This window comes from Candidatus Synechococcus calcipolaris G9, from assembly GCF_029582805.1.
Taxonomy (GTDB): Bacteria; Cyanobacteriota; Cyanobacteriia; order Thermosynechococcales; family Thermosynechococcaceae; genus Synechococcus_F; species Synechococcus_F calcipolaris.
This window is the reverse complement of the sequence record NZ_JAKKUT010000007.1, coordinates 69,352-94,171: the sequence shown is the minus strand read 5'-3', so window position 1 is coordinate 94,171 and position 24,820 is coordinate 69,352. Positions and strand designations below refer to the sequence as shown.

Genomic DNA, 24,820 nt, shown 5'->3' with positions numbered 1-24,820 from the left:
GCTTTAACCGTGCCCAAAATTTCTCTATCTTGTTCAAGTCAGGGGAGTAAGGCGGCAAAAATAACAGGCTGGATGCACCCTGTTCAATTAACTCTTGAGTCCGCTGCGATTGATGAAAGCTCGCATTGTCAAGGACAACGAGTTGACCTGCGTTCAGTTCAGGCACTAAAAACTGCTCTACCCAGTTCTCGAATAGGTCACTGTTGCAATATCCCTCAAAGGTCATCGGGGCTAGTATTTGGCGATCACACCAACCTGCAATCATACTGATGCGTTGGGTGCGATGTCCTAGCCTCAGAGCATGAAAGCGTTCAGACTGATGGCAATACCCGTAAGGATAGTCTATGGTATTGTCCACTCCAGCTTCATCGAGATAAACAATCTCGGCTGGGTCATAATGAGCCAGTTGCGTCAAGAAGGCTTGGCGGCGATCTTCATTGCGCTCGCGGTAGCCGTAAGTTTTTTTTTACGGGTGAATTGAATGCGTTTCAAGGCTTTACCGATGGTACGATTACTGATCGCTTCCGGCCAACGCTCGGCCATTTGCTGTTGGGTGAGATGACCGTGTTCTTGGGCAAAGGTGCCAAAGGCATCTAAGTCATTAACTTTGGGGGCAGGACCTCGACGATAGTGGGTGTTTGGGGCGACACTACCGGTCTGCTGACGACGCTTGAGCCACAAATCAAGGGTGTTGCGACTGATATTGAACAGGCGACAGACCTGTGTTTTTTTCTCTCCTTGGTCGATGGCACGCAAGGCTTTGTGACGGAGGTCGAGGCTATAGGGTAAAGGCATAGGGGTGAGAAGACATCTGGGGTTCGATTTTATTTTGTCCTAATCATGTCTTCATCTGCAATAGTCCTTGAACGTGCGGTAGCCCTGCTGGTGAAAAGCAATCACAATCGTCATGATTTTGACCTTGTCTGGAAAAAGTGGACAGTGAAATTAAGCGGAAATGGGTGAAATTAGGGAGCGGTAATACTGATCCTCAAATTGAGCAGGGGATAGAAAACCGAGAGTGGAATGAAGGCGTTTACGGTTGTAGAAGACTTCAATCCATTCAACAATGGTCGTCCTGGCAATCGCCCGGTTTGGAAACACCGTGGGGTGAATCAGCTCGGTTTTTATCGTGCCGAAAAAGCGTTCAGCGACCGCATTATCCCAGCAGTTGCCCCGACGGCTTATACTACAGGCTATATTAGCTTGCCTTAGTGCCTGTTGATAGTCGTGACTGGCATATTGTGACCCCCGGTCTGAGTGAAATAATAAACCAGCGCTTGACGGAGGCTGCTTGTATCCTCGGTGAGCCATAGGTTTGACGGCTCTCTTGCTGAATCTGTTGAATCATTTGGCTCAATGTCTCATTCTCCTTACCTCGGGGTGATAATGGTCGGTTGCACCAGGCATAATAGCCACTCCTCGATTGCTTTAAGACCTGGCACATCAGGCTGATGGGAAAATGTGCCTTCTGGGCATCGATTAGCTCATAGGGTCTGAACTTTCCCGTGCAAAGAAGGCTGCGGCTTTTTTTAGGAAATCACGCTCCATCTCGACCCGCTTCAAGTCTTTGCGTAATGCCGTCAGTTCCACCCGTTCCTGCGTCGTCAATGCTCCTTGGTTGCCACCACCCTGGTCAATGGTTGCTTGTTTGACCCATTGGCGTAGGGCACTTTCTGTCAATCCCATTTCCTGGGCCACTTGGCTGATCGGCTTCCCTGACTGTTGCACAATTGCCACAGCTTGAGCTTTTTGTTCGGCAGTAAATGTTCGTCTTGGTTTTTGGCTCATTTGGACATTCTCCTTCATTGGCGACTCTTGGAGTTTGTCCACTTTTTTCAGTCAGGGTCATTTCGCTCAGGCACAGTTGTCGGCTCCGCTTCCGGGTTTGTAGCCCACTGTGCAAAAGTTGCTGTTGCCATTGGGGTTCAAAACGTTGGCAGAAGTCATCGACTGAGCAGAAAAGGTCTTCTAAGCTAGACATAGGGGTGAGAGTTGCTGAATTGTTTGCTTATTTCAGCCTACGGCTCTCACCCTTTCTTATCCAGAACTCACGTTGTTTAGTCTGATGCCAAGTATGAACCCACGTTATCTTTAGGGCACCTCGATTAATTCAAAATCCGAGGCGATCCTAAACAAGATTTCAATGGTTTCAGCCTCTATTTTCAGCAGGTTGAGCAATTTCTCGAGATGCCCTTTATATAGTCCCTAGGATTCGTAAAAAATCGCCCGCAGCATTGAAACTGAAATGGGTAGCCCCTGCCCTAATAGATTGTTCAAATAATCTTCTAAAGTCTTTGGTGGATTTTGTAGCCGTTCCTGAACAATTGTAAGGGCTTGAACAACTTTCATGGGTCTTAGGTCAATCAGGAAGGCCAGAAAATCATCAGGGTGCTGTAACTCGATGTTATGGGGAGCTAATGCTTTTGGTGGAAAATCTTTCAGGTTAAAGGTCACAATTACGTCAACCTTGCCATGAATTGCCGCAGCCAGAACATGACGATCCTTAGGGTCAGGCAACTCCAGGCAAGGCATCAGCCATTCATAGTCGGTGATCAAACAATCACGGACATGGGTGTTCATTAAATTTTTTGTCCGTTTCAGTTGTTCTAAGGTTATGTCAGGACGGTTTTGAGCAAGATTACGCATCCATTCATCATGAATCTCGTTTGTCCATTTGCCCCGAAAGAGATCTGCTAAAGCAAGCTGCATTAGTAAATCCCGCAATGGAGCCGAGTAGAGAACACAGGCATCAAAAAGAGCCGTGTAATTCCCGGCCATCCTTAATAGCCCAGACCAAGTTCTTGTGCTTGAGCCACCAGTTCATCTAATGCCTGTGACCTAGCCAGATCAGTTTTTTGCTTGTAGTCCATCACGTCTTGGCAGCAAATCCGGCGATGCGTCCCAACTGTACGGTAAGGAATTTCCCCAGACTCTAGAAGTTTGATTAAGAAAGGGCGAGAGACATTGAGGAGGTTAGCGGCTTCTTGGGTCGTGAGTTCAGCATGAACAGGAATCATTGTCACCGCATTTCCCTGAGCCATCTGGGTGAGAATATCTACTAAAAGATGGTAAGCAGTGGCGGGGATTTCCACCAGTTCTTCGATGCCACCGGATTCAATGAGCTTAATTCGCAAACTCGCCCCAGATGGAACATGGGCCGAGAGAATTCGGCTGCTTTGGCGAGATAAGACAGTTTCTAATTCTGTGGGTATGTAGACTACGGGCGCAAGTGCCATATCGAATGCTCTTGACCTAGGATATTTATATTTTGGTCTAACTCTAGTCTAAATTAGTTTATTGACCTAACTGTAAGTTTAATCACTCAATCGCAATACACGCAACGAATGTCCAGACGGTAGCTTGACCTGCAAGAATTTTTCCATTAATTTCCGTAATCCTTCTGTCCGCCGTTCTCGTCATGAGGAAATCAAGCTCTATGAAGGCTGAAGAACTAGATCTAAAATTTGAGCGCGGAGAGCCTGTGCTTGAATATTTTGATCTAAGTACAGTGAAACGTCCGCAATTGGAAATTAAGCGGGTCAATGTTGATTTTCCGATGTGGATGATTCAAGCACTAGACAGGGAAGCCCAACGCCTAGGTATTCATCGCCAGGCCGTTATTAAAACCTGGATTGCCCAACGCTTAGATGGACAAACAACAGCATCGAAAAATTACTGATGAGCATCACGTTAGCCCGATAACAGACGCTTTTCGACCTGCTTGGTAGCCTAGTCTGATGCCAAGTATGGAGCAGCGTTAGCATGAAATCCTCTTCTCTAGGGTGGCGATCGCCACTGATCATGATGGTGGGTGCTGGAATCCTGATCATTGGTGCCCAAGCCTTGAGTCAAACCGTCACGGGGGTAAATAAAGTAGGTTCTCGTTGTCCCCGCAACTATACGGCGGTTTCTGAGAATTACTGTTCCCCCAATCAGGGGGCGCAACCAGCGGTGATCAAGCTGGGGAGTACCTGCCCGGCTGGCTATGAGGAAAATGGCCAGTATTGTCTCAAACGTAAACTAGAATCTGGAACTCGCTAGCCCCGATCGCCATTAATTGATTTAATTTATTCGATTAACTTAAATTATCCCAAGCTTGGCCGACAATCTCGCTGAGCCATTTTCTGGTGGACGTATCTAATAAATCATCTTCGGCTAAGACCATCTGGCGTACATCTTCAAGGGTTTGGCCCTGGGAGCGGGAAATTTGGATCACGCCAGCGATCGCCGCTGCCACCAACTCTTCGTTGATGGGGTGTTCATTGAGGGCGGTCATTTCCTGAAGATTACCAGGGATGGGATAATGCATAGGACAGCTAACGACTTTATGAGAATCTGTAAACTCTCTTAAACTAAGTATCAGGAAGTGTACTGCATTTCGGTTGCCTGTCAAGCCTGTTCGAGGGATATCGAAACAAAATGCAAGAAATTTTATATTTGGAAGTCCCTACCCCTGATTCTGGGGCCGTTTTACATTGGCTTCATCAGGATTATGCACCGGCGATCGCCCAAAAAATAATCACTCCCACAGGCTGTCGCCTCAGTCATCCCCGCAGTGAGAGTCAACTGGCGATCTTTATTTGGACATTACAGCGTACCACATACCTTAAAATTTTTCGATGGGGGTCAAAACCGTTTCCCCAGGAAAAAAAACTAGGGCGATCGCTACGTCAAGAACTCGCCACCACCTTTCCCCTCACTCCCCAAGTTCCCCCTAGGGTTGATCTGGAACAGGACTCGATTTTTACGGCCCTAGCCCAAGACTATCCCCTGACGGTGCAGTATTTTCAGAAAATGCCCAATGGTAAAGCGGATCTAGAGCGAGTTTACTGGTGGGAACAACGCTGGCGACAGGAAGTTCTCAATCCCCAACAGCCACGGACGGTGATTACGACGGTTGAGGCCCATCCTAGGGCATCCCATGGCCATGCAGCGAAGGCTTATGAATCCAATAGTTCCAATGGTTATACGTTTAATAGTCATGAATCGACCCCATCCCCAGAGTACGACCTGATCTACATTGGCGGGGCCCTAGGGGTGATCCATGCAGCGGTAATGGCCCGTTTGGGCTATCGAGTTCTGCTATTAGAGCGACTCCCCTTTGGACGCATGAATCGGGAATGGAATATTTCTCGGGGAGAATTCCAGAGCTTGATTGATTTAGGGTTATTTACGGCGGCTGAATTTGAGTCGGTCATTGCCCGAGAGTATGCCGATGGCTTTAATAAATTCTTTGATGGCAACTGCCCGGCCCATTGCCAATCACCGGTGCTTCATACCCCCACGGTGTTGAATGTTGCCCTCGATTCCAGCCGTTTTTTAGCCCTATGTGGCGATAAGTTACGGGAAGCGGGGGGAGAGATTTGGGATCAAACCGAGTTTCAGGGGGCCCAGGTGAGTCCAGAACAGGTGAGCATTGAAGCCCGCGATCGCCGCAACGGTCAAATGTGTACCGCCACCGGTCGGCTGTTAGTGGATGCCATGGGAACCGCATCTCCCATTGCCTGGCAACTGAATCAGGGCCGACCCTTTAATAGTGTTTGCCCAACGGTGGGGGCCATTGTCTCTGGTATTCAACCCCAGGTGTGGGACTCAACCTATGGGGATGTCCTCTATAGTCATGGGGATATTTCCCGGGGTCGCCAATTGATTTGGGAATTATTCCCTGGGGGCGGCGATGAGTTAACGATCTATCTGTTCCACTACCACCACATAGATCGCCAAAATCCGGGGTCACTGTTGGAAATGTACGAAGACTTTTTTACGATTTTGCCGGAATATCGTCGCTGTCAGTTAGATGAGTTAACGTGGGTTAAGCCCACCTTTGGCTATATTCCCGGCTATTTTAGTCATCACAGTGGCGATCGCGCCGTGGCCATTGACCGTTTGGTGGCGATCGGGGATGCCGCCTCGTTGCAATCTCCCCTCGTCTTTACGGGTTTTGGCTCCCTAGTGCGGAATCTGCCTCGGTTGACAGATCTCCTTGCCACCGCCTTGAAGCATGACTTACTCACATCCCAGCACTTGAACCAAATCCGCGCCTACCAAAGTAATACCGCCGTCACCTGGCTTTTTTCCCGTGGCATGATGGTACCTCCGGGTAAGTCCCTACCGCCGAACCGGATCAATGCCATGCTGAATACGTTTTTTGGCATTCTCGGCCAGGAATCCCCCGAACTCACCGATCGCTTTATTAAAGATCGAGCGGGGTGGTGGCCCTTTAATCGCATGGCCCTGACCGCCGCTTGGCAAAATCCGGGTTTACTCTACTGGATTTGGGATATGGTCGGCCCTGGGGATATGGTGCGCTGGCTAGGGAGCTACGCCAGTTTTACCTGGGAAGCCTTTTTGCACGGTATTTTAGGTCTTTGGGTTCCCGGAATCGTGCGATCGCTCCAACCTTGGCTTGAACCCCGTGCCCCCCAACTCTGGTTTTCCCTATTGGCCTGGAGTTATGCCCTCACCTATTCCCTGGGAATGCCGCGTATCGAGAAGCCCTTACCAAAGCCATCCTCAGGATCACGGCAAGAGGACTTGACCCGATCGCCCCTAGAAGTCCATCCCCGCTGATATGGTGTATTTTTATTTTATGAAATCTCGTTGCGATTTATGATTTTTTATTGGCATCGATTGTTTGATTCACCTGATGGCGGAACCAGTTAATAATTTGGTCAACGGTCAAGTCTTTGATCGTTAGTTCCTGCGTTGCGGCAACCTGGCGTAATTTCTCCAGAGAGCTAATTAAAAATTGGGCATACCAGACCATAAAGCCTGGACGGTTCAACTCTTCCATCTGTAGGGAGCGATCGCCCTCAATCCAGGTATAAATATCTCCCGGCTGAAGGTCTTCAAGGTCAATGCCCCGTTCCTCAGCCACAGGAGTTAAGTAGCGCAGAGAATAGACCGTAATTCGGATCGCAAAGCGATCTTGAGCAGGCAGGAGAGTTTGGTCAATTTCTCTACATTCTGCCAATGTGAGCAGTTCATCAGGATTCATCTATAACTATTTTCTAAATTAAAATACACTGGATCGTTAGCCTATGTTATAGTTTTTCCCATTGCTTATCTCCTCACCTTAAAGAATAGCCCCCTAAAAATAGTCGTAGATTAGCCAAAGAAAAGATAAAAATTCTTTCTAACAGATTAATTCTGTTGAATTAATGATTATCAAGAGGTTAAGACACGCTTAAGCCTCAATTTTTCCTCAGCAATCTACCTATCGTTGTCTGATCTAGATCATTTAGACGACGCTTAGTCTCAATAATTGTTTTATTCATCATAGAGCATATATCTGGGACCTTTGTTTATTGGGCTTTGGTTGGCCGTATAGAGCGTACAGCCCTAGTTTTAACAGCTTCGTAATGTGAGGGTGAGAGAAAAATTACTATGAAAAAGTTTTACAGTGCAGCCATATCGCTGTGTTCTATTGGCATTGGCTTAGAGTTGTTCTCTCCCAATGGGGCGATCGCCCAGGGGCCGCAGTTACCCCAAACCACTCCCACCCAGCAGCAACTTGAACCACCGTTGCCCATTGCCCCCCCCCCTAGAACCACCGTTGCCCATTGCCCCCCCCCCTAAGACCCGACGACGAAGCTCCACTTGCGCCCCCCCCCCCGCCCCCTCAGCCCTTGGAACCTACAGGGATCACCCTGAACGTCAATGAGATCATTGTGGAAGGCAGTACGGTCTTTGGCCCCACTGAATTTGATCCCATTATTGCTCCCCTCGAAGGTCGCGCCGTTGATTTAGAGGACTTGCAACAGGCGGCGGATGACATTACTAAGCTCTATCTCGATAATGGCTACTTTAGCTCCCGTGCCGAACTGGATACGCAGCAAGCTACCGATGGAACCATCGTCATCCAGGTTTTTGAAGGCCGCCTTGAAGACATTGAAGTTGAAGGAAATAAGGGCATTGTTACAAGCTACATTACCAGCCGCATCCGCCTAGGGGCAGGGGTCCCCCTCAACTCCGATCGCCTCGAAGACCAACTCCGACTGTTGCGGAGTGATCCCCTTTTTGAAAATGTTTCCGCCAGCTTAAAGCCTGGTGCCAACCCAGAAGACTCCATTTTGGTGATTCGGGTGATACCCGCCAACTGGTTTAATGCCTCCTTTGGCATGGATAACAATTCCCCCCCCGCCGTGGCCCCGGAGCGCAGCACCGCCTTTCTGGCCTATCGAAATCTCTCTGGTCGCGGCGATACCCTCTATGCCTCCTATTCCCTCGGCAATAATCTGGGAACCTTTAATTGGGGGGGATCCAATACCGGTGAATTTGGCTACAGCCTGCCGGTGAATGCCATGAATGGTACTCTATCTCTGCGAACCGTTATCGCGGGTAGTAAAATCACCCAAGCGGATGTGGCGGATTTTGGCATCCGCAGCGAAGCCTCTATCTACCAAATTGGTTTTCGCCAGCCCGTAATTCGTACGTTCCGGGAAGAGTTAGCCTTTTCAGCCGGTTTCCTTGCCCAGAACGGTCAAACCTTCCTCTTTGACAATCAACCCTTTCCCTTTGGCATTGGCCCCAATGAAGACGGCTACAGTGCCTCACGGGTCTTTGAATTCGCCCAGGACTACACGCGCCGCGATGACAGTGGTGCTTGGGCCTTCCGCTCCCAGTTTAACTTTGGCGTACCCATTTTTGGAGCCACCCAGAATCCATCCCCCGCACCGGATGGTAATTTCTTTAGCTGGGTTGGCAATGGTCAACGGGTTCAGCAACTCTGGGCTGATAATTTCATGATTTTGCGGACGGATATTCAACTTTCCCCCAACAGTTTGCTACCCTTCCATCAGTTTGTGATTGGCGGCGGTCTTTCCGTGCGCGGCTATCCCACCAATGCCCGTTCTGGCGACAATGGGATTCGCTTTTCCACCGAAGCTCGTTTTCCCGTTTTGCGGGCAAGTAACCGTCGTCCAATTATTTCCATTAACCCCCTCTTTGATGCGGGCTGGGTTTGGAACAATAGCAGTAACCCCAATGGTGTGGTTCCCAATAATTTCCTGGCGGGCGTAGGTATGGGACTGTTGATTCAGCCCGTGCGGAATCTGGATATTAAGTTTGAGTACGCCATTCCCCTGCTGAACTTGCCAGATCAAGCTCCCAGTCTGCAAGCCGATGGGATTTACTTCAGTATCACCATGCGCCCCTAGTTACTGAACTGTTTGGAGTCACTGGATCGTTTAATGGGAGGAACTGGGGATGCAATCTTCCCATGCCTCCCCTAAAGCAAGCTTTAACCTATGCTCTAGTATTTCTAGCCGGTATTCCGCATTCCCGCAGCCACGCCATTAATGGTGAGCAAAGCTCCCCGGAGGAGTTCACCGCGGCCATAGCGCGATCGCAAAATTGCGCCGGAGGTAGTTTGGCTATTGTGTTGACGCAGGCGTTTTAATAGGGATACTTGCAAAAAGCCCAAGGGAACAATGGTTTTATTCCGTAGCTGCACCGATCGCTGGAGGGTGGGATCCCCATCGAGTAAGCGTTTATGTCCGGTGATAGTTAGCACTAACTCACAGGTGAGATAATATTCCTGGGCAATCTGATCAAACAAACGTAAAAAGATGTCCCGATCTTCATCGGAATTACTCAGTTCATGGACGTAGTAACGGGCAATTTCTAGGTCTACCTTAGAGAGGGTCATTTCCACCTTAGAAATTACCATCCGGAAAAAGGGCCATTTGTAGTAAAAATAGCGCAGCAAGGACAGATGCTCCGCTGGCTTTTCATCCAAAAATCCCTTAAAGGCAGTACCTACGCCATACCAGGAAGGCACCAGGAAACGAGTTTGAGTCCAACTAAATACCCAGGGAATTGCCCGCAAGCCATCTAGGGTTTTCTTGCCGCCCCGCCGCGTTGGCCGCGAGCTAATTTGCAGTTGGCTAATTTCTTGGATGGGGGTCACTTGATTAAAGAAATCAATGAACTCGGGTTGCTCATAGATCAGATGGCGATAATGCTGCCGCGATCGCGCCGCTAACTCCTCCATAATTTCGTGCCAGGGTTGAATTTCATCAATACTGGTTCGCAGTAAACTCGCCTGAATCACTGCCGTTGTCACCGTCTCCAGATTAAATAGAGCCAATTCCGGCAGGGAATACTTGGAGGCCAACACTTCTCCCTGTTCCGTAATCTTGATCCGGCCATCAATGGTTTGTCCGGGCTGGGCCAAAATTGCCGCATAGGCCGGGCCACCTCCCCGACCAACGGAACCGCCACGGCCGTGGAAAATTCGCAGTTGCAAGCCATATTCTGCCGCTGTTTTCTGTAAACACTGTTGCGCCTTATAGATCTCCCAGTTACTACTGAGAAACCCAGAATCCTTATTGCTATCGGAATAGCCCAACATCACCTCTTGCAAGTAGGGGGTTTGATTACTGGCTAGATAGGCACGACAAAAGGGTAGGGTAAAAAACTGACTCAGCACCGTCGGGGCGTGCTTGAGATCTTCGACGGTTTCAAAGAGGGGAATGGCTTGCAGTGTACTGTGTCCCGTCACCGGATCGTATAGCCCCGCCTCCTTTGCCAAAAGCAGCACCTCTAACAGATCACTGACTTCATGGCTCATGCTAATGATATAGGTGGTGCAAAGTTCAACCCCAAATTCCTGTTGGAGTAGTCGCACCATCCGAAAGGTTTCAATGATTTCTTTGGTTCGCTCGGAAAAGGGTAATTCCCCTGGAATTAAGGGGCGACGGGTGGAGAGTTCGCTTAAAAGCCAGTGGGTGCGCTCTGCCTCCGATAGCTCTGTGTAGGGACAGGGCAACAGATCTAAATAGGAGGTAATTTCATTGAGGGCTTCGGAGTGGCAAGAGCTTTCTTGGCGAATATCTAAAATGGCTAAATTAAAGCCAAACACTTCCACCTGACAGATTAAGTCTTCCAGTTCCCGGCAACTTAGCCCCGTTTCCTTGAGATTTCGCTGAATCAGGAGCAGCTCCTGGAGGAATTCTCCACCGTTGGCATAGTATTGACCTGCGGTGATCTCCTCGGGTTCTAAACGATTAAAGGAATAGGATTTGAGTTGATTGTTGCGATCGCGGGTATTTTGTAACCGTTTAAGAACGTAAGCTAATTTGAGACGATAGGGTTCCTGGCGAAAACGTACCGCCAATTGATCATAAATATTGGGTAACTGCCGCTGATCCTGCTCTAGGGAGTCCAATAGATCCGGTAGGACATCGGACCAATGCAGGGAGAGACTCAAGAGATTAATCAACCGCTCAATGGACTTGAGATACTCCTCTAGGACTAAATTACGTTGATAACAGGCCGTCTGCCAAGTTACTTCTGGCTTGACTGAAGGATTACCATCGCGATCGCTGCCCACCCAAGATCCAAACCGGCAAAAATTATAGCGCGGTGGCTCCAGGTCAGGAAATGTCTGCTTTAGCGTGGTCTTAAATTGGCGATATAGCTGGGGAATAATATCAAAGATAACCGCCTTGAAATAGTGGAGTGTGTATTCCACCTCATCGATAACTTCCGGCTTAAATTGATGGAGTTCATCGGTACGCCACCAGAGGCGAATTTCTTCCGTGAGTTGTTCCCGCAGGCTTGCCGCTGTCCAGGTATGGTGGTAGCCCGGCTGTTCAACAAGATCCAGCTGATCCAAAATCCGAGAAACCCGCCGCTGCTTATCCCGAATGGTTTGGCGGACAATTTCCGTGGGATGGGCCGTAAAGACTAACTTAATATCCAGTTGATTAATCAGATTTTGAATGTAGCGGGGTGGAACATTCAGGGCCCGCAGGCGGGGAAATAACCAGGCAAAGGAACCATGACGCTGTCCCGGTGGGGCAACTTCATAAAGGCTATGCTCTAGGCGTTCACTGGGGCCACTCCGCTCATCTGCCGAACTGGGAGGAGAGGGAAAGGATTCACCACTGACACAGGATAGATTATCGGTGGTCAGGGAACGAAGATTAATCGGTTCCTGCTGGGTGCGTTGGCGATTTTGTCGTTGCTCGTAATTTTGTTCAACAATATTAATGATTTGAAAGTAAAGATTAAAGGCCCGGGCAGCTCGAATTGCCTCGCTCAATTCTAAGGACTCAATGACTTTTAGCAGGTCTCCTTCCGGTGCATGGAGGGCCTGACCTTCTGGCGAAGACAATGCGCCTAATCGTCGGAGTAACTGAACCAGTTCTTTGCCAGATTCAGCCTCTAAGACCTCCACTAGCACGGCCTGTACCAATTTCAGCCGATCGCTGAGGATCTGATCCGATGGCATCTCCTGCACAAGATCGGAATTGGGAACGTCCAGTACTGATGTCATAGCTACCCCAGACAGCAAACGTGATCAACCTTACTTTAAGGCAAAGTGCTTCAGAGCTTCACCTAGTCCTTAATGTAGCTTGCCGCAGGTTTTCCGTCCCTGCAACTGTTCACCGGAAAAAGAAGATGCTATAGTCCTGGCAGGTAACGTAATGTTAAGTTTGCTCTTTCGCATGATTGACTAAATTTAGCAGAATAGCAAGCAACAGAGCGTGGTGTGGCGTGAGGAGTTTTAATCCATGAATGCAGCGAAGGCAACCCCGATTCGTTTTGGCACCGATGGCATTCGCGGCCGGGCCGGTGAATTGCTGACTCCCACCTTGGCCTTGCAGTTGGGATATTGGGCGGGGCGAGTTCTCCAGGAACAGGTTTTTCAGGAAGGTGGGGACGGCGGCCATCCCTTTATTTTGGGCCAAGATTCCCGTAACTCCAGTGATATGTTGGCGGTGAGTTTAGCGGCAGGGTTGACGGCGGCAGGTTTAGAAGTGTGGCATGTGGGCCTGTGTCCCACCCCCTGTATTGCCTATTTGACCCAGAAAACGGCGGCGGTGGGGGGAGCAATGATCTCCGCTAGCCATAATCCACCGGAAGATAACGGCATTAAAATTTTTGGCAGCGATGGTAGTAAACTCGCCCCTGCGCTCCAAAAACAATTGGAAGCCCACTTAAATAAAGGGCCAGGCTTACCGGACACGGGTACTTGGGGGCATCACTTCTATCGCCCGGAACTCTTGCAAACCTATCGCCAAGCCGTTCAGTCTCCCCTAGATTCTCGTCAGCCTTTGCAGGGTTTGCGGGTGGTCTTAGATTTAGCCTGGGGTGCGGCGGTGGCGATCGCCCCCGATGTTTTTCGCGCCCTAGGAGCGGAGGTGATTTGCCTCCATGATCAGGCCAATGGCGATCGCATCAATGTGGACTGTGGCTCGACCCATTTAGGCCCTCTCCAGACTGCTGTTTCCGAAACCCGTGCAGATTTAGGATTTGCCTTTGATGGGGATGCGGATCGGGTATTGGCGGTGGATAGTCTTGGCCGTACCGTGGATGGGGATCACATTCTTTATTTTTGGGGTCAAACCCTGCAACGTCAGCGGCAACTTCCGGGAGATCTCATTGTGGCTACGGTCATGTCTAACCTAGGGTTTGAACGGGCCTGGCAGCAAACCGGGGGGCAGTTGGTGCGGGCCGCCGTGGGGGATCAGTATGTCCATGCGGAGATGATACGCCATGGGGCAATGTTGGGGGGAGAGCAATCGGGCCATATTCTCTGCCGTCATTATGGCGTGGGTGGCGATGGGTTATTAACCGCCGTGCACTTGGCAACCCTGGTGCAGGATTCGGGCCAGTCCCTACAGGAATTGCGGGATGCGAGTTTCCAGCCCTATCCACAAATTTTGCGTAATGTCCGTGTCAGCGATCGCCAGCGACGACTGCAATGGCAAGACTGTGAACCGGTTCAGGGCATGATTGAACAAGCCATCCAAGACATGGGCGATCGCGGCCGCGTGTTGGTGCGGGCCTCTGGGACAGAACCCGTGATTCGCGTCATGGTTGAAGCGGCCACGGATCAATTAGCGGAGCATTGGACTCAAACCCTCGTATCTACCGTGGAAACTCATCTCGCGGCATAATTGCAGCATAAATATTATGACCCCTATGGTTCTTCTTGAGGGGGCATTAGCCAATGCAATAAGAGAGGCTATTGGGAACGAGGGGGGTTAGCGAGGCAAAATATCCTCTAGACAGAGTTGTAGATTGGGTAACAGTCCCGACGAAACCGCCTCACCGAGTCGATATTGTTGCTGACGATACTCCTCCCCCGCCAATTGGCAGACGGTAAAGGTCGGCTGTTTCGGTTTACCAATGAAGCGGATCCCACCTAGTCCGCGATAGTCAACAATCCAATATTCAGGAATCCCCAAGAGGGCATATTCCTCAACCTTGCGGGCGTAGTCCGTTTCCCAATTACGACTGACCACTTCAACAACCAGCTTGATCGAACGACCTAGGGTGATCACAGGTTCTTGCTGCCAACGGGGTTCATGAACCAAAAAGGGTTCGTCTAGGACAATAATATCGGGACGACGAGCGGTGGCGACCTCTGCCAAAGGTTGAATCAAGCAAGTGCGCGGCATAAACCAAGGATGTTTGCCATTCGTAATCGCAATTCCGATGTGAACAGCAAGCTTCCCACTCACGGTTTCATGGGGCCCTGTTGGTTCCATGTCGGTGAGTTCTCCATCGGCAAGTTCGTAGCGGTCATCATCACCGTATTGGGCAATGAACTCGTCAAAGCTGAGGGTTGTTGTGCTGACATAGGTCATGATTGAACTGTAATTTTAATGGGCAAGGATACGGCTTTCTCTTGACGTTCAGTAAGCTGACCTACACCAACTATAAAATTTAAGTAACATTCACGCAAAAAGAATCCCAAGAAAAAAGAATGGGCCGCTCTCCAAGAAGCAAGCCCATCCCCAGCAAAAAATTAAGTGAATAAGGGAGATTAACGTTTTTTAACGCTAGCCAATCCTAGGATACCGCTTCAAAATAGACCTTGGATTTCACCGGATCCGGATTCATGGTTTTATCCCCAGGCTGCCAACCCGCTGGGCAGACTTCATCGGGGTGGGATTGGACGTACTGAATGGCCTGGAGGGTTCGTAGGGTTTCATCTACACTCCGGCCAAAGGAAAGATTATTAATGGTGGCGTGCTGAACAATACCCTCTGGATCGATAATGAACAGCCCCCGCAGGGAAATGCCATCGTCCGTGAGAACGTTATAGGCCGCACTGATTTCTTTTTTAATGTCAGACACTAGGGGATATTTGAGATCACCCACACCCCCTGATTTGCGATCGGTTTGGGTCCAGGCCAAGTGGGAAAATTGACTATCCACTGAGACCCCTAAAACCTCGGTGTTTAATTGGGCAAATTCACCGTGGCGATCGCTAAAGGCAATAATTTCTGTGGGACAGACAAACGTAAAATCCAAGGGATAGAAAAACAAAACCACATACTTGCCACGATAATCCGACAGTTTCAGGGTCTTAAACTCTTGATCAAAGACAGCAGTGGCTTCAAAATCCGGGGCGGACTGTCCAACACGCAAACATTCCGTCATAAACTATGCTCCTAACTCAACTGATTTCGACTAATGACGCTGTGAACCGTTACTCTTTGAACTGCTCAGGCTAGGATAATTAACAATTAGTTACATCCTCTAGGATTGACTATATCATAGTCATAACGATTTTGACTAACCTCGTAGGGTACAACCATGTCACTGAAGCGGTTTATCTCCATTGGTTTTTTAGTCTTTATCCCCCTATCCGTTGCCGCCGAGCATTTTGAGTGGGGAGCTTTAGCTGTGTTTTTTTGTGCCGCCTTGGGTATTATTCCCCTGGCCATTTGGTTAAGTACGGCCACGGAGGAGGTTGCCCTAGCAACGGGCCCCACCATTGGTGGCTTACTGAATGCGGTTTTTGGGAATGCCACAGAGTTGATTATTGCCCTAGTGGCTCTGCGGGCCGGGTTGGTGGACATTGTTAAAGCCAGTATTACCGGAACCCTGATTGCCAATCTATTGCTAGTCCTGGGACTGTCGATGTTTTTGGGGGGAATTCGCTTCAAGGAGCAAAGTTTTGCCCCGGTGGTGGCACGGGTGAATAGTTCCTCGATGACGGTGGCGATCGCCGCGATTCTCTTGCCGGCCATGGTGATCTATACCTCTGAGCAGGTGCCGGACTCCGCCATCTCCCAGATGTCCATTATCGCCGCCGTGATCATGATTGTCGTCTATGTGCTAACCCTATTGTTTTCCCTGAAAACCCACAGCTACCTTTACGATGTCAGTCAAGTGGAACTCAGCGAGGAAATGGAAGCCCATCATAATAGCCCCCCCAACCTAAAGGTTTGGATTCCCGTCTTAGTCGTGGCCACCTTAGGGGTTGCCTTCCAGTCGGAAATTTTTGTGGGAGCCGTAGAAGAAGCCACAGAGGGACTAGGCTTAACGCCTCTGTTTACGGGGGTGATTTTATTACCCTTGGTGGGGGGAGCCGCTGAATATGTCACTGCGGTGGGGGTTGCCCTGAAAAATAATATGGATCTTTCGGTATCCATTGCCATGGGTTCGAGTCTGCTGGTGGCTCTTTTAGTTGCGCCGATATTGGTTTTAATTGGCCAAGTCATTGGTCAGCCCATGGATCTCAACTTCAGTGCCTTTGAAGTGGTCGCGGTAATTATTTCCGTGGTGATTGCTAACCTGATTAGCTTAGATGGCCGCTCCAATTGGTTAGAGGGGGCCCTCCTTTTAGCCACCTTTGGCATTTTGGGAACCGCGTTCTACTTTCACCCTGTCTAAACCCTTGGTCACTCCTTAAATTTTTATGAAGAATATCCCCTCCCGGTTTAGTTTTAGTGGCCTAGCCATCACCCGTCACATTGGCACCCTGATGCTGAGTTTGACCGTGATTGTGTTAGCAGTCTTTTTCCTGATGCGTCTTCAGGTGGATCTGTTGCCATCCATTACCTATCCACGGGTGGGGGTTCGCCTTGAAGTGCCTGGTGTTGTGCCCGGTGTCGCGGTGGAGGAAGTAACCAAGCCCCTAGAAGATGCCCTAGGGCGTACCGAAGGAGTGGTGCAGATCTATTCCCAAACCCGCGAGGGTCAGGTGAGTTTAGATTTATTCTTTGAGCCGGGGGGGGATGTGGATCAAGCCCTGAATGAGGCCACCGCAGCCTTTAACCGGGCCCGGAGTACCTTACCGGATATTGTCGAATCCCCCCGTCTATTTAAGTTTGATCCATCCCAATTACCGGTTTACGAGTTTGCCATCACCTCCGATCTCCTCTCTGGACGAGAATTGCGCGTCTTTGCCGATGAAGAACTGAGCCGGGAACTGAGCGTCGTTCAGGGGGTGGCCAGTGCCGATGTCTCCGGCGGAACCGCCGAGGAAGTGCGGATACTTGTGGATTTAGATCGGCTTCAGGCGGTGGGTCTGGGGCTAAATCAAATTTTGACCGCCTTGGATGAACGGAATCAGGATATTTCTGGGGGACGGTTGCGGGGATTTGATTCAGAACCACTAACGCGCACGGTGGGCCGCTTCCAGGGTGTCGAAGATATTGAAAATCTGATTTTTGATCTGGGGGATGGGCGGCGGGCCTATCTGCGGGATGTGGCCCAGGTGATTGATGGCAGTGCCGAGCAGCAGATCTTTGTGAATCTGAATGAGCAACCTGCGGTCAAGGTGAGTATCCTCAAGCAGCCCGATGCCAATACGGTCGCCGTCGCCGATGGGGTCAAGGCCAAACTCGTTGAATTGGAGGAGCGGGGCCTCATTCCTGAAAATACGCTGATTGTCCCCGTCTTGGATGAATCCCGCTTTATTCGCAACTCCCTCAATAATGTGATGATTGCCGGCCTGACGGGAACCTGTTTGGCGGCGATCTCCGTCCTCCTGTTTTTGGGATCCCTGCGGCAAACCCTAATTATTGTCATTTCCATTCCCCTCTCCACCATGGTGGCCCTATTGCTGATGGGAGTCTTTGGCTTTTCCCTGAATGTCTTTAGTTTGGGGGGGCTGGCCCTAGGGGTAGGCATCGTGGTCGATAACGCCATTGTCATGCTGGAAACCCTAGCGGACATCAATCAAAATCAAGCCCCGATGAGCAAAGAGCAATATATTGAGGAGTCAAAACGGCGCAGTCAAGAGATTGAATCGGCATTGTTGGCCTCCACCTTGACAAATCTAGTAGCCATTTTGCCCTTTTTGCTATTGGGGGGACTCATTGCCCTTCTCTTTAACCAGTTGATTTTAACTATTAGTTTTTCCGTGGCCGCCTCCTTGGTGGTGGCCCTAACCGTAGTACCCACCCTGGCCTCACGCATTTTGAGCTTACCGGTTCGCAGTGGCTTGGCTAACTTTTGGTTTTTCCGTCAGTTTAATCAACGGTTTATTGGCTTAACCCAGATCTATGAACGAACCCTAGCAGGAGTGATCCATTGGCGGTGGGTCACGGTCACCTTAGTTGTTGTTATTTTAGGGGGCAGTAGTTGGATCATTGCCGGTCAATTACCCCAAGAACTTTTACCCCAGATTAATACGGGGCAGGTGAGCCTTAATGCTAATTTTCCTCCGGGGACTCCCCTGACGATCAGCCGTCGGGTCATGGCTGAAGTGGATCGGGTTTTGCTAGATCAGCCGGGAACCGAGGCCGTTTTTACGACAACGGGGGGATCTCTATTTGGCACAAACACAACTCCCAATGCCCTGCGAGCATCCAGTAATATTACCCTTGCCCCAGGGGTGAATTTAGATCGCTATATTAGTGAAACGACCCAGTCCCTCGATGCCTTAAATTTAGCGAATATCCGCCTCCGCCTGAGTCCGGGTCAGGTGCGGGGCATCATCCTCACCAATACGCCCATGCGGGGTGCGGATGTAGATGTGATGCTCCAGGGGAGTGACGAGGCGGTGTTAACCCAGGTTGGCCGCCAGGTGTTACAGGCCTTAGATGAAAAAGCGACCTTAGTTCGGTTTCGTCCCGATGCGGATCCTCGTCAACCGGAGGTTCAAATTTTACCGGATTGGGAACGGGTGTCAGAATTGGGCATTAGTGCTCTGATGTTGGGACAGACGATTCAAACTTCTATTAATGGCTTTGTGCCTACCCGCCTGCAACGGGGCGATCGCCTAGTGGATGTACGCATTCAAATTGATCAAGACTCCATTCAACGGCCCGAGGAGTTGGGGCAGATTCCCTTGTCCGTACCCAACCAGCGGCCAGTGCGCCTAGGGGATGTCACCGATGTCCAACTGGGTCAAGCTCCTGGGGAAATCCGCCGCATTAACCAACAGCAGGTGTTTATGGTGGGGGGAAATCTCACGGAAGGGGCCAATCTGAGTCAGGCCATTGAAGAAGTGAATGGAATTTTAGGGGAGATAGAGTTTCCCCCTGGAGTCAGTGTTTTACCCAGTGCGGCGGCAGCGGCCAATCGGCAATTGCAGGGGGCCCTGATCACCTTGGGGGGGCTAGCGACCTTTTTAGTCTTTGTGGTGATGGCGGTTCAATATAATTCCCTCCTAGATCCCCTGGTGATCATGTTTACGATTCCCCTGGCCTTGGCGGGGGGCATTTGGGGACTGTACCTGACCCAAACCGCATTAGGGGCCACTGTGATTGTCGGGGTGGTGTTGCTGGTGGGAATTGTTGTCAATAACGCCATTATTATGGTGGAGTTTGCTAACCAGATCTATCTCCAGGAAGGCTGTAGTCGGCGATCGGCCATTTTGAAAGCAGCACCCATGCGGCTGCGTCCGATTTTAATGACGACGATTACAACGGTGTTGGGGATGTTTCCCTTGGCCCTTGGGGTGGGAGAGGGTTCAGAATTTTTGCAGCCCCTAGGTATTGTTGTCTTTTCTGGGTTGGCCTTGGCCACAGTGCTGACGCTCTTTCTCATTCCCTGTTTTTATGTAATTCTCCACGGCTTTGAACCGGAATCTAAGGGGGATGGCTTACTCCCAGGGGTGCGATCGCTGGAAACGGGGCTAGATTTAACGAATGAGGAAATTAGCCAGAGTTAACTTAGCTCAAATCCACTTCAGGAAAATTTCAGGCGGCTCATCCTACCGCTAGGAGAATCATCTTGACGAAGATGTTAGCAAAGCTATCAAAACCTCTTTATACCATTGAGGATTACTTAGCCCTAGAAGCTGAGTCGGAAGTAATGGATGGCATCCGCCGTGAATACCGTAATGGAGAAATCATTTGCATGACCGGAGGCACACCTGAACACAATAAGGTTGTTGGGTCATTGTATGCCGTGTTATGGACTAGTTTACGGAAGAAACCCTACAGTGTTTTCATTACGGATCAACGGTTGTGGGTTCCAGAGTTGCAGGTTTATACCTATCCTGATGTGATGGTGATGGCCGATCCAGTGATACTGCAAGAAAATCGCAAGGATACCGTCACCAATCCCCTATTGATTGCAGAAGTGTTGTCCGACTCAACCAGTGCCTATGACCGAGGGGATAAGTTTGCCGCCTATCGGACGATTCCCACGTTTCAGGAATATTTGGTCATTGACCAGACCAGGCCCTATGGGGAGCAATTTGTGAAACAGGCGGATCATCAATGGTTGTTTTCTGACCACAGTGGATTAGATGCCAAGATCAATTTAGTCTCTGTTGGGGTTGAAGTTGCCCTAGTTGATCTTTATGAGTCTGTGGGGGAACTGTGATGCCGATGCCTAAAGTAGATTCGTTGCAAGACACAGAGGGAGAAGCCAAAACTGTAGCTATGGCTAAAGGAAGCCCCCAGTCCGGCCAGGATTATGAAACGGATTTCTATGGGTGGACACAGAATCAGGCCAGGCTATTGCGAAGGGGTCAATTTACGGAGTTAGACATTATTAACTTGAGCGAGGAAATTGAAGCCTTGGGGCGACAACAGCGACAAGAGTTAAAGAGTCGGCTAGGGATATTGATTGGGCATTTGCTCAAGTGGCAGTATCAATCAGAAAAACGAAGTCGCAGTTGGCAAGTCACAATTCGGGGTCAACGGCGAGATATCCAAGAGTTGTTACTGGATAATCCCAGTTTGAAACCCTATATACCAGAGGCTCTGAGTCGGGGATTTCTTGTGGGTTTGGATTTGGTGGTTTTAGAAACGCCATTGACCTATGTCGCTTTTCCAGATGAATGCCCCTATACCCTGGAGCAGCTTTTTGATTATAATTTTCCAGAGGGAATTGCGGATTTACTGTGAGATGAAAAACCCTAGAGCAACAATGATTTTGTTAAGTAAGGAATGACCCTGAGCTTGAGTCTTTGGATCCTAAGGACAATAGTCCGTATATGCCTAACGTTCAGCTAGAGAATATCTTTGCGTTTTTGAAACCAACCGACCAGAAGCAACATAATGGTGACAATGCCCCCCAATCGCAACCAGTTCATGAGTAGATTGGCTTCAAAGGTATGGGATTGGAGACTCCAAAAGCGATCGATGAGGGCTTCTCCACTGGCGATCGCCCGGCCACGTTTTTCTTTCCACTCGGCAAATTCGTCTTGCCATTGATCCATGGCGGCCTGATAGTCCTTAACCCGCTGATTATAGGCTTCCACATTCTCACGATAGGTATCATCAAAGTCAAAAATACTCTCCGGTAATGCCGGTGCATCTCCCGGTTCCTCCGGCTGGCTGGGTTCAGGTTGGCGAACAGCAGGGTCGTATTCTTTGCGAACACCGGGAAAGTTGCACTGACTAAATAGATTTTCCCCTAGGCAGGGGCAGGTGGTTTTATCGCGATCGCCCAGGTTCTCCCGATCGGATTTAGGCAGTTGCCAGCAGGGATCTTCAACCACATCCCGGCCAAAACCCACCAAGGAGACAAAATTGGCGTAGCTCCAGCGGGTCAGAGTCAGATCACTAATGAGTCGCCCAGGGATACCGAGATCCTTGAGGGGAATAATGGCACCGGCAAAGGTAATTTGAGGCACTAAAAATAAAATAGCCAGGAGGGGGGCAACGGTTTGGGTCGGTGATAGGGCTGAGACTAAGAGGCCCATGATCATGCCGCCAAAGGTGGTTAAAAAGAGGGTGAAAAACAACCCAGCGATCGCCTCCGGGGGGGTCTCTAGCCGCACCGCTAATAGTTTTAGACCAAGGAACACGGCCGCTTGATAGAGGGCTAAACAAAAGGAGGGCCCAAGCTTAGAGAAAATATAAGGCCAAATTTGTAGCCCGACCATCCGTTCCCGCCGATAGATCTCCGTCTCTTTGACAATTTCCCGCATCGTCGTTAGGCTGCCCACCATAACGGCAATCAAAACCGCCACAAAGGCCATGGTGAAGGCCTGGCCGGCATCTCCCTGATCGGCATCAAGAATATTGGGTTTCCAGAGTACAAAATCTAACAGTCCCAGTACTGGAGCTAGGAGCAACATCAATATCATTGCCGCCCGATCCTGGGTCAAAATTGAAAGATTCCGTTGGGTTAAAATGAGCCACTGTCGCCAGCCGGAAATGCCCGTATTGGGGATGGGGGGAGGTTGTCGTTTTTCATTGATTTGGCGACTGGCCTGGGTATCAATTTCTAGGGGCCGCTGGCGATCGCCCACGTAGTCTTGATAGAGTCGGGACTGGCCATAGCGATGTTGCCATTTTTCGGCATTGGGTTCATCTTCAATTTTCAGATAAATCTCATCAAAATCCTGGACACCAAAATAAGGCAAGGCCTGATCCGGCGGCCCAAAATAGGCTAAATAGCCACCCCGCGCTAAAAACACCACCAAATCGCACATCATCACATTTTTAGTGGCATGGGTAATCAGCAACACGGTACGCCCTTGATCCGCCAGTTTGCGCAAAAGCTGCATCATTTGGGTTTCCGTGCCCGGATCTAACCCAGAGGTGGCTTCGTCTAGGAAAAATAAACTGGGTCGAGTCAATAGTTCTACGCCAATGGATACCCGCTTCCGTTGCCCCCCACTCAAGCTTTTAACGGGGACATGGCGGCGGGGAATCAGTGCTAGGTCGTCCAGCACCTTATTGACTTGTTTTTGCCGTTCCTGGAGGGAGGTATCGGCGGGCAGGCGCAATTGGGCCGCATAGTCGAGGGCCTGGGCCACGGTGAGTTCGGGATGGATAATGTCATCCTGGGGCACATAGCCAATCTGGGTGCGATAGGCATTGAAATTGCGATACAGATCATAGCCATTGACGAGAACGGTGCCACCGGTTGCCGGGCGAAAACCATTTAAGGCATCCAGCAGGGTAGACTTCCCGGCCCCACTACCGCCGACAATGGCCACAAATTCCCGGGGCAAAATGGATAGGGAAATATCCTGAAGGAGCCGCGCTCCCTTGGGGGTGACTTTACTTAAATGAATGGCATCCAAGCGTAAATTGCCACTATCGTTATGGGGAACAATCGTTTCATCGGGACTAAAAACAAGACTATAGGGGCCAATACGAATCACATCACCGCCGTAGATGGCCAGGGGTTTGTCTTTGTGAACTCGGCGATTATTGAGATAGGTTCCATTGGCGGCGTCGAGATCCTGAAGCTGCCATTGACCCTCGACCAATTCCACTTGGGCATGGAAACGGGATACCACGGGATGATCCAGCACCGTATCATTGGCCGGATCTCGGCCCAAGGTGAGACAGCGACGATGGCGAAGATTGAGGGGGGCGGTGTGTTCTGAGACTTGGGTTGAGGCAACCAAAAGGTAGGTCAGGGTGAGAACCTCGCCAATCCGAAGGACATCCCCCGGTTCCAGGAGGTGATCCGTGACCCGCACTCCCCGCAGCCATAGGCCATTCTTACTGCCTTGATCGATAATGCGGTAGCGATCGCCCTCCCGTTCGAGACGGGCATGGTGATAGGACACTAGGCCATGATCCACCGCAATATCTGCCTGGGGATCACGGCCGAAGAGAATGTTATCTTGTTTGAGGGGAAATTCCTGGAGCCATTGGGGTGTGGCCACCTGAAGCATTGGGGTTGCCGTTGCCCCCATCACCACCGTTCCAGGCAAGTGGGTATTTGAGGCCTCACTGGCTGAATCACTGACTAAATCATTGACTAAACTAAGTTGAAAGATGGCTTCGTAGGTACCAATGTGCAGGCGATCGCCGGCATTGAGACGGGCTGGCTGCCGCGGCCGTAGTTTAACCTGGTTCAGCAGGGTTCCCTGGGCACTGCCCATATCCACGAGGGCATATTCACTGTCCTTAAACAAAATGCAGGCATGGTGGCGAGAAATGCCTTCCTCGATCAAAACAATTTGATTATCTGCTCCCTGACCGATGAACGTCCGCTCCCCCTCTAGGACGAGGGTTTGGATCGTACCGTCAGTGGCCCGCAATTCCAGGGTAGCCCTATTCTCTGCCATAGTATGGATCACAGATGTCCATGGCTAGAATTGGAACAATATATGCTGTTTCTCATAGGAGCGATCGCCCCTGCACTCTTGCACCCTAGCCCAGTCCCTTGGCCCATAGAATTCCCCTTTATCAACCTCAGTCCTTTAGGCTCAATCCTTTAGAATACCTGGCTTTTCGTCGCATCGGATAGGGTGGGTAATTCTGGAAAGATGCCGCGAATACATTGGATTACCGCGAAAATCACCGCCGCTAATACACCAATAAAGACAAAATTTGATAAAACCTGCATCAGAAATTGCAGGGGATCAATCCGCCCCAGCAACATCTGCACCAATTGAATTAAAAAGATGGCAATCCCCATGAGCAAGGCCTGCATCGTGTTGTAGCGAATGAACATACTAATGCGGCTATTTCGCACAACTAAAAGGTACAGCACCATAAAGACAATCAAACTGGCAAAGGGAATAGAATAGACCACCGCAATGGGTAAAACAGCCAGATAAAGCACTTGCAGAGGTGGAAACATGGCAAAAAGGGAACTGCCAAAGGGCATGACATAAAATAAGGGCAATAAATAGGCCAACGACGAAAAGATTCGATCCGGAACTGAAGCAAGACCACGCCACGTCACAATAAAATCC

General features: G+C 50.0%; 22 protein-coding genes and 1 pseudogene. 10 read left to right on the top strand and 13 right to left on the bottom strand.

Annotated elements, in window-relative coordinates:
• The 6 genes and pseudogenes from L3556_RS14340 to L3556_RS14325 all read right to left on the bottom strand — a co-directional run.
• A protein-coding gene (locus tag L3556_RS14340) for an IS630 family transposase (RefSeq protein ID WP_277868017.1) occupies positions 1-795 on the bottom strand; the annotation gives its coding sequence in 2 pieces (ribosomal slippage) (positions 1-466 and positions 469-795; 793 coding nt annotated over the 2 pieces). This gene is flagged as partial in the annotation.
• A 150-nt stretch (positions 796-945) separates the two neighbouring features.
• A complete protein-coding gene (locus tag L3556_RS16380) occupies positions 946-1,311 on the bottom strand; it encodes an integrase core domain-containing protein (protein WP_422110792.1) in 366 nt (121 codons plus the stop codon).
• Between the two features lie 168 nt (positions 1,312-1,479).
• Positions 1,480-1,806: a transposase gene (locus L3556_RS16375; protein WP_422110794.1), complete on the bottom strand. Its 327-nt coding sequence runs from the start codon at positions 1,804-1,806 to the stop codon at positions 1,480-1,482.
• Positions 1,807-1,846: 40 nt separating this feature from the next.
• Positions 1,847-1,981 (bottom strand): annotated as a pseudogene (locus L3556_RS16370) (IS982 family transposase); the annotation flags it as partial.
• 224 nt (positions 1,982-2,205) lie between these two features.
• On the bottom strand, positions 2,206-2,778 hold the full coding sequence (locus L3556_RS14330) for a PIN domain-containing protein (RefSeq protein WP_277868016.1): 573 nt from the start codon (positions 2,776-2,778) through the stop codon (positions 2,206-2,208).
• Positions 2,779-2,780: 2 nt separating this feature from the next.
• A complete protein-coding gene (locus L3556_RS14325; protein ID WP_277868015.1) occupies positions 2,781-3,236 on the bottom strand; it encodes a helix-turn-helix domain-containing protein in 456 nt (151 codons plus the stop codon).
• Between the two features lie 200 nt (positions 3,237-3,436).
• On the opposite strand from L3556_RS14325, the gene brnA reads away from it, so the two are divergent.
• The gene (brnA, locus tag L3556_RS14320) at positions 3,437-3,679 is read left to right on the top strand and encodes a type II toxin-antitoxin system BrnA family antitoxin (RefSeq protein ID WP_277868014.1); all 243 of its coding nucleotides are present in this window, start codon (positions 3,437-3,439) and stop codon (positions 3,677-3,679) included.
• Positions 3,680-3,762: 83 nt separating this feature from the next.
• On the top strand, positions 3,763-4,041 hold the full coding sequence (locus L3556_RS14315; protein ID WP_277868013.1) for a hypothetical protein: 279 nt from the start codon (positions 3,763-3,765) through the stop codon (positions 4,039-4,041).
• Between the two features lie 34 nt (positions 4,042-4,075).
• On the opposite strand, the gene L3556_RS14310 is transcribed toward L3556_RS14315, so the two are convergent.
• Complete coding sequence (locus tag L3556_RS14310) at positions 4,076-4,309, bottom strand: hypothetical protein (protein ID WP_277868012.1); 234 nt, start codon at positions 4,307-4,309, stop codon at positions 4,076-4,078.
• A gap of 110 nt (positions 4,310-4,419) precedes the next feature.
• On the opposite strand from L3556_RS14310, the gene L3556_RS14305 reads away from it, so the two are divergent.
• A complete protein-coding gene (locus tag L3556_RS14305) occupies positions 4,420-6,570 on the top strand; it encodes an NAD(P)/FAD-dependent oxidoreductase (protein WP_277868011.1) in 2,151 nt (716 codons plus the stop codon).
• A gap of 37 nt (positions 6,571-6,607) precedes the next feature.
• On the opposite strand, the gene L3556_RS14300 is transcribed toward L3556_RS14305, so the two are convergent.
• The gene (locus L3556_RS14300) at positions 6,608-6,997 is read right to left on the bottom strand and encodes a hypothetical protein (RefSeq protein WP_277868010.1); all 390 of its coding nucleotides are present in this window, start codon (positions 6,995-6,997) and stop codon (positions 6,608-6,610) included.
• Positions 6,998-7,386: 389 nt separating this feature from the next.
• Here L3556_RS14300 and L3556_RS14295 point away from each other — a divergent pair, with 389 nt between their 5' ends.
• Entirely contained in the window at positions 7,387-7,578 is a 192-nt protein-coding gene (locus L3556_RS14295; protein WP_277868009.1) for a hypothetical protein, read from the top strand.
• A 92-nt stretch (positions 7,579-7,670) separates the two neighbouring features.
• Positions 7,671-9,158 (top strand): ShlB/FhaC/HecB family hemolysin secretion/activation protein, encoded by a 1,488-nt coding sequence (locus L3556_RS14290; RefSeq protein ID WP_277868008.1) that lies wholly within the window; start codon positions 7,671-7,673, stop codon positions 9,156-9,158.
• 104 nt (positions 9,159-9,262) lie between these two features.
• Here the strand turns inward: L3556_RS14290 and ppc are convergent, their stop codons facing one another.
• Positions 9,263-12,283 carry a phosphoenolpyruvate carboxylase gene (gene ppc, locus L3556_RS14285; RefSeq protein WP_277868007.1) on the bottom strand — a complete coding sequence of 1,007 codons (3,021 nt, stop codon included), beginning with the start codon at positions 12,281-12,283 and terminating at the stop codon, positions 9,263-9,265.
• A gap of 238 nt (positions 12,284-12,521) precedes the next feature.
• Between ppc and glmM the strand changes: the two genes are divergently transcribed.
• A complete protein-coding gene (glmM, locus tag L3556_RS14280) occupies positions 12,522-13,910 on the top strand; it encodes a phosphoglucosamine mutase (protein WP_277868006.1) in 1,389 nt (462 codons plus the stop codon).
• 87 nt (positions 13,911-13,997) lie between these two features.
• Here glmM and L3556_RS14275 read toward each other — a convergent pair whose 3' ends face one another.
• Both L3556_RS14275 and L3556_RS14270 read right to left on the bottom strand, forming a co-directional pair.
• Positions 13,998-14,603 (bottom strand): Uma2 family endonuclease, encoded by a 606-nt coding sequence (locus tag L3556_RS14275; RefSeq protein ID WP_277868005.1) that lies wholly within the window; start codon positions 14,601-14,603, stop codon positions 13,998-14,000.
• Positions 14,604-14,808: 205 nt separating this feature from the next.
• Entirely contained in the window at positions 14,809-15,402 is a 594-nt protein-coding gene (locus tag L3556_RS14270; RefSeq protein WP_277868004.1) for a peroxiredoxin, read from the bottom strand.
• 156 nt (positions 15,403-15,558) lie between these two features.
• Here L3556_RS14270 and cax point away from each other — a divergent pair, with 156 nt between their 5' ends.
• The 4 genes from cax (at position 15,559) to L3556_RS14250 (ending at position 21,056) form a co-directional block, all read left to right on the top strand.
• A complete protein-coding gene (gene cax, locus L3556_RS14265; protein WP_277868003.1) occupies positions 15,559-16,641 on the top strand; it encodes a calcium/proton exchanger in 1,083 nt (360 codons plus the stop codon).
• A gap of 25 nt (positions 16,642-16,666) precedes the next feature.
• A complete protein-coding gene (locus tag L3556_RS14260; protein WP_277868002.1) occupies positions 16,667-19,870 on the top strand; it encodes an efflux RND transporter permease subunit in 3,204 nt (1,067 codons plus the stop codon).
• A gap of 71 nt (positions 19,871-19,941) precedes the next feature.
• Positions 19,942-20,529, top strand: a complete 588-nt coding sequence (locus L3556_RS14255) for a Uma2 family endonuclease (RefSeq protein WP_277868024.1) — start codon at positions 19,942-19,944, stop codon at positions 20,527-20,529.
• Positions 20,529-21,056 carry a DUF29 domain-containing protein gene (locus L3556_RS14250; RefSeq protein ID WP_338405757.1) on the top strand — a complete coding sequence of 176 codons (528 nt, stop codon included), beginning with the start codon at positions 20,529-20,531 and terminating at the stop codon, positions 21,054-21,056. Before L3556_RS14255 ends, L3556_RS14250 begins: the two co-directional genes overlap by 1 nt.
• Positions 21,057-21,160: 104 nt before the next feature.
• Here the strand turns inward: L3556_RS14250 and L3556_RS14245 are convergent, their stop codons facing one another.
• Both L3556_RS14245 and L3556_RS14240 read right to left on the bottom strand, forming a co-directional pair.
• A complete protein-coding gene (locus L3556_RS14245; RefSeq protein ID WP_277868001.1) occupies positions 21,161-24,187 on the bottom strand; it encodes an ATP transporter ATP-binding protein/permease in 3,027 nt (1,008 codons plus the stop codon).
• Positions 24,188-24,336: 149 nt separating this feature from the next.
• Positions 24,337-24,810, bottom strand: a complete 474-nt coding sequence (locus L3556_RS14240; protein ID WP_277868000.1) for a Tic20 family protein — start codon at positions 24,808-24,810, stop codon at positions 24,337-24,339.
• Positions 24,811-24,820 lie beyond the last annotated feature (10 nt).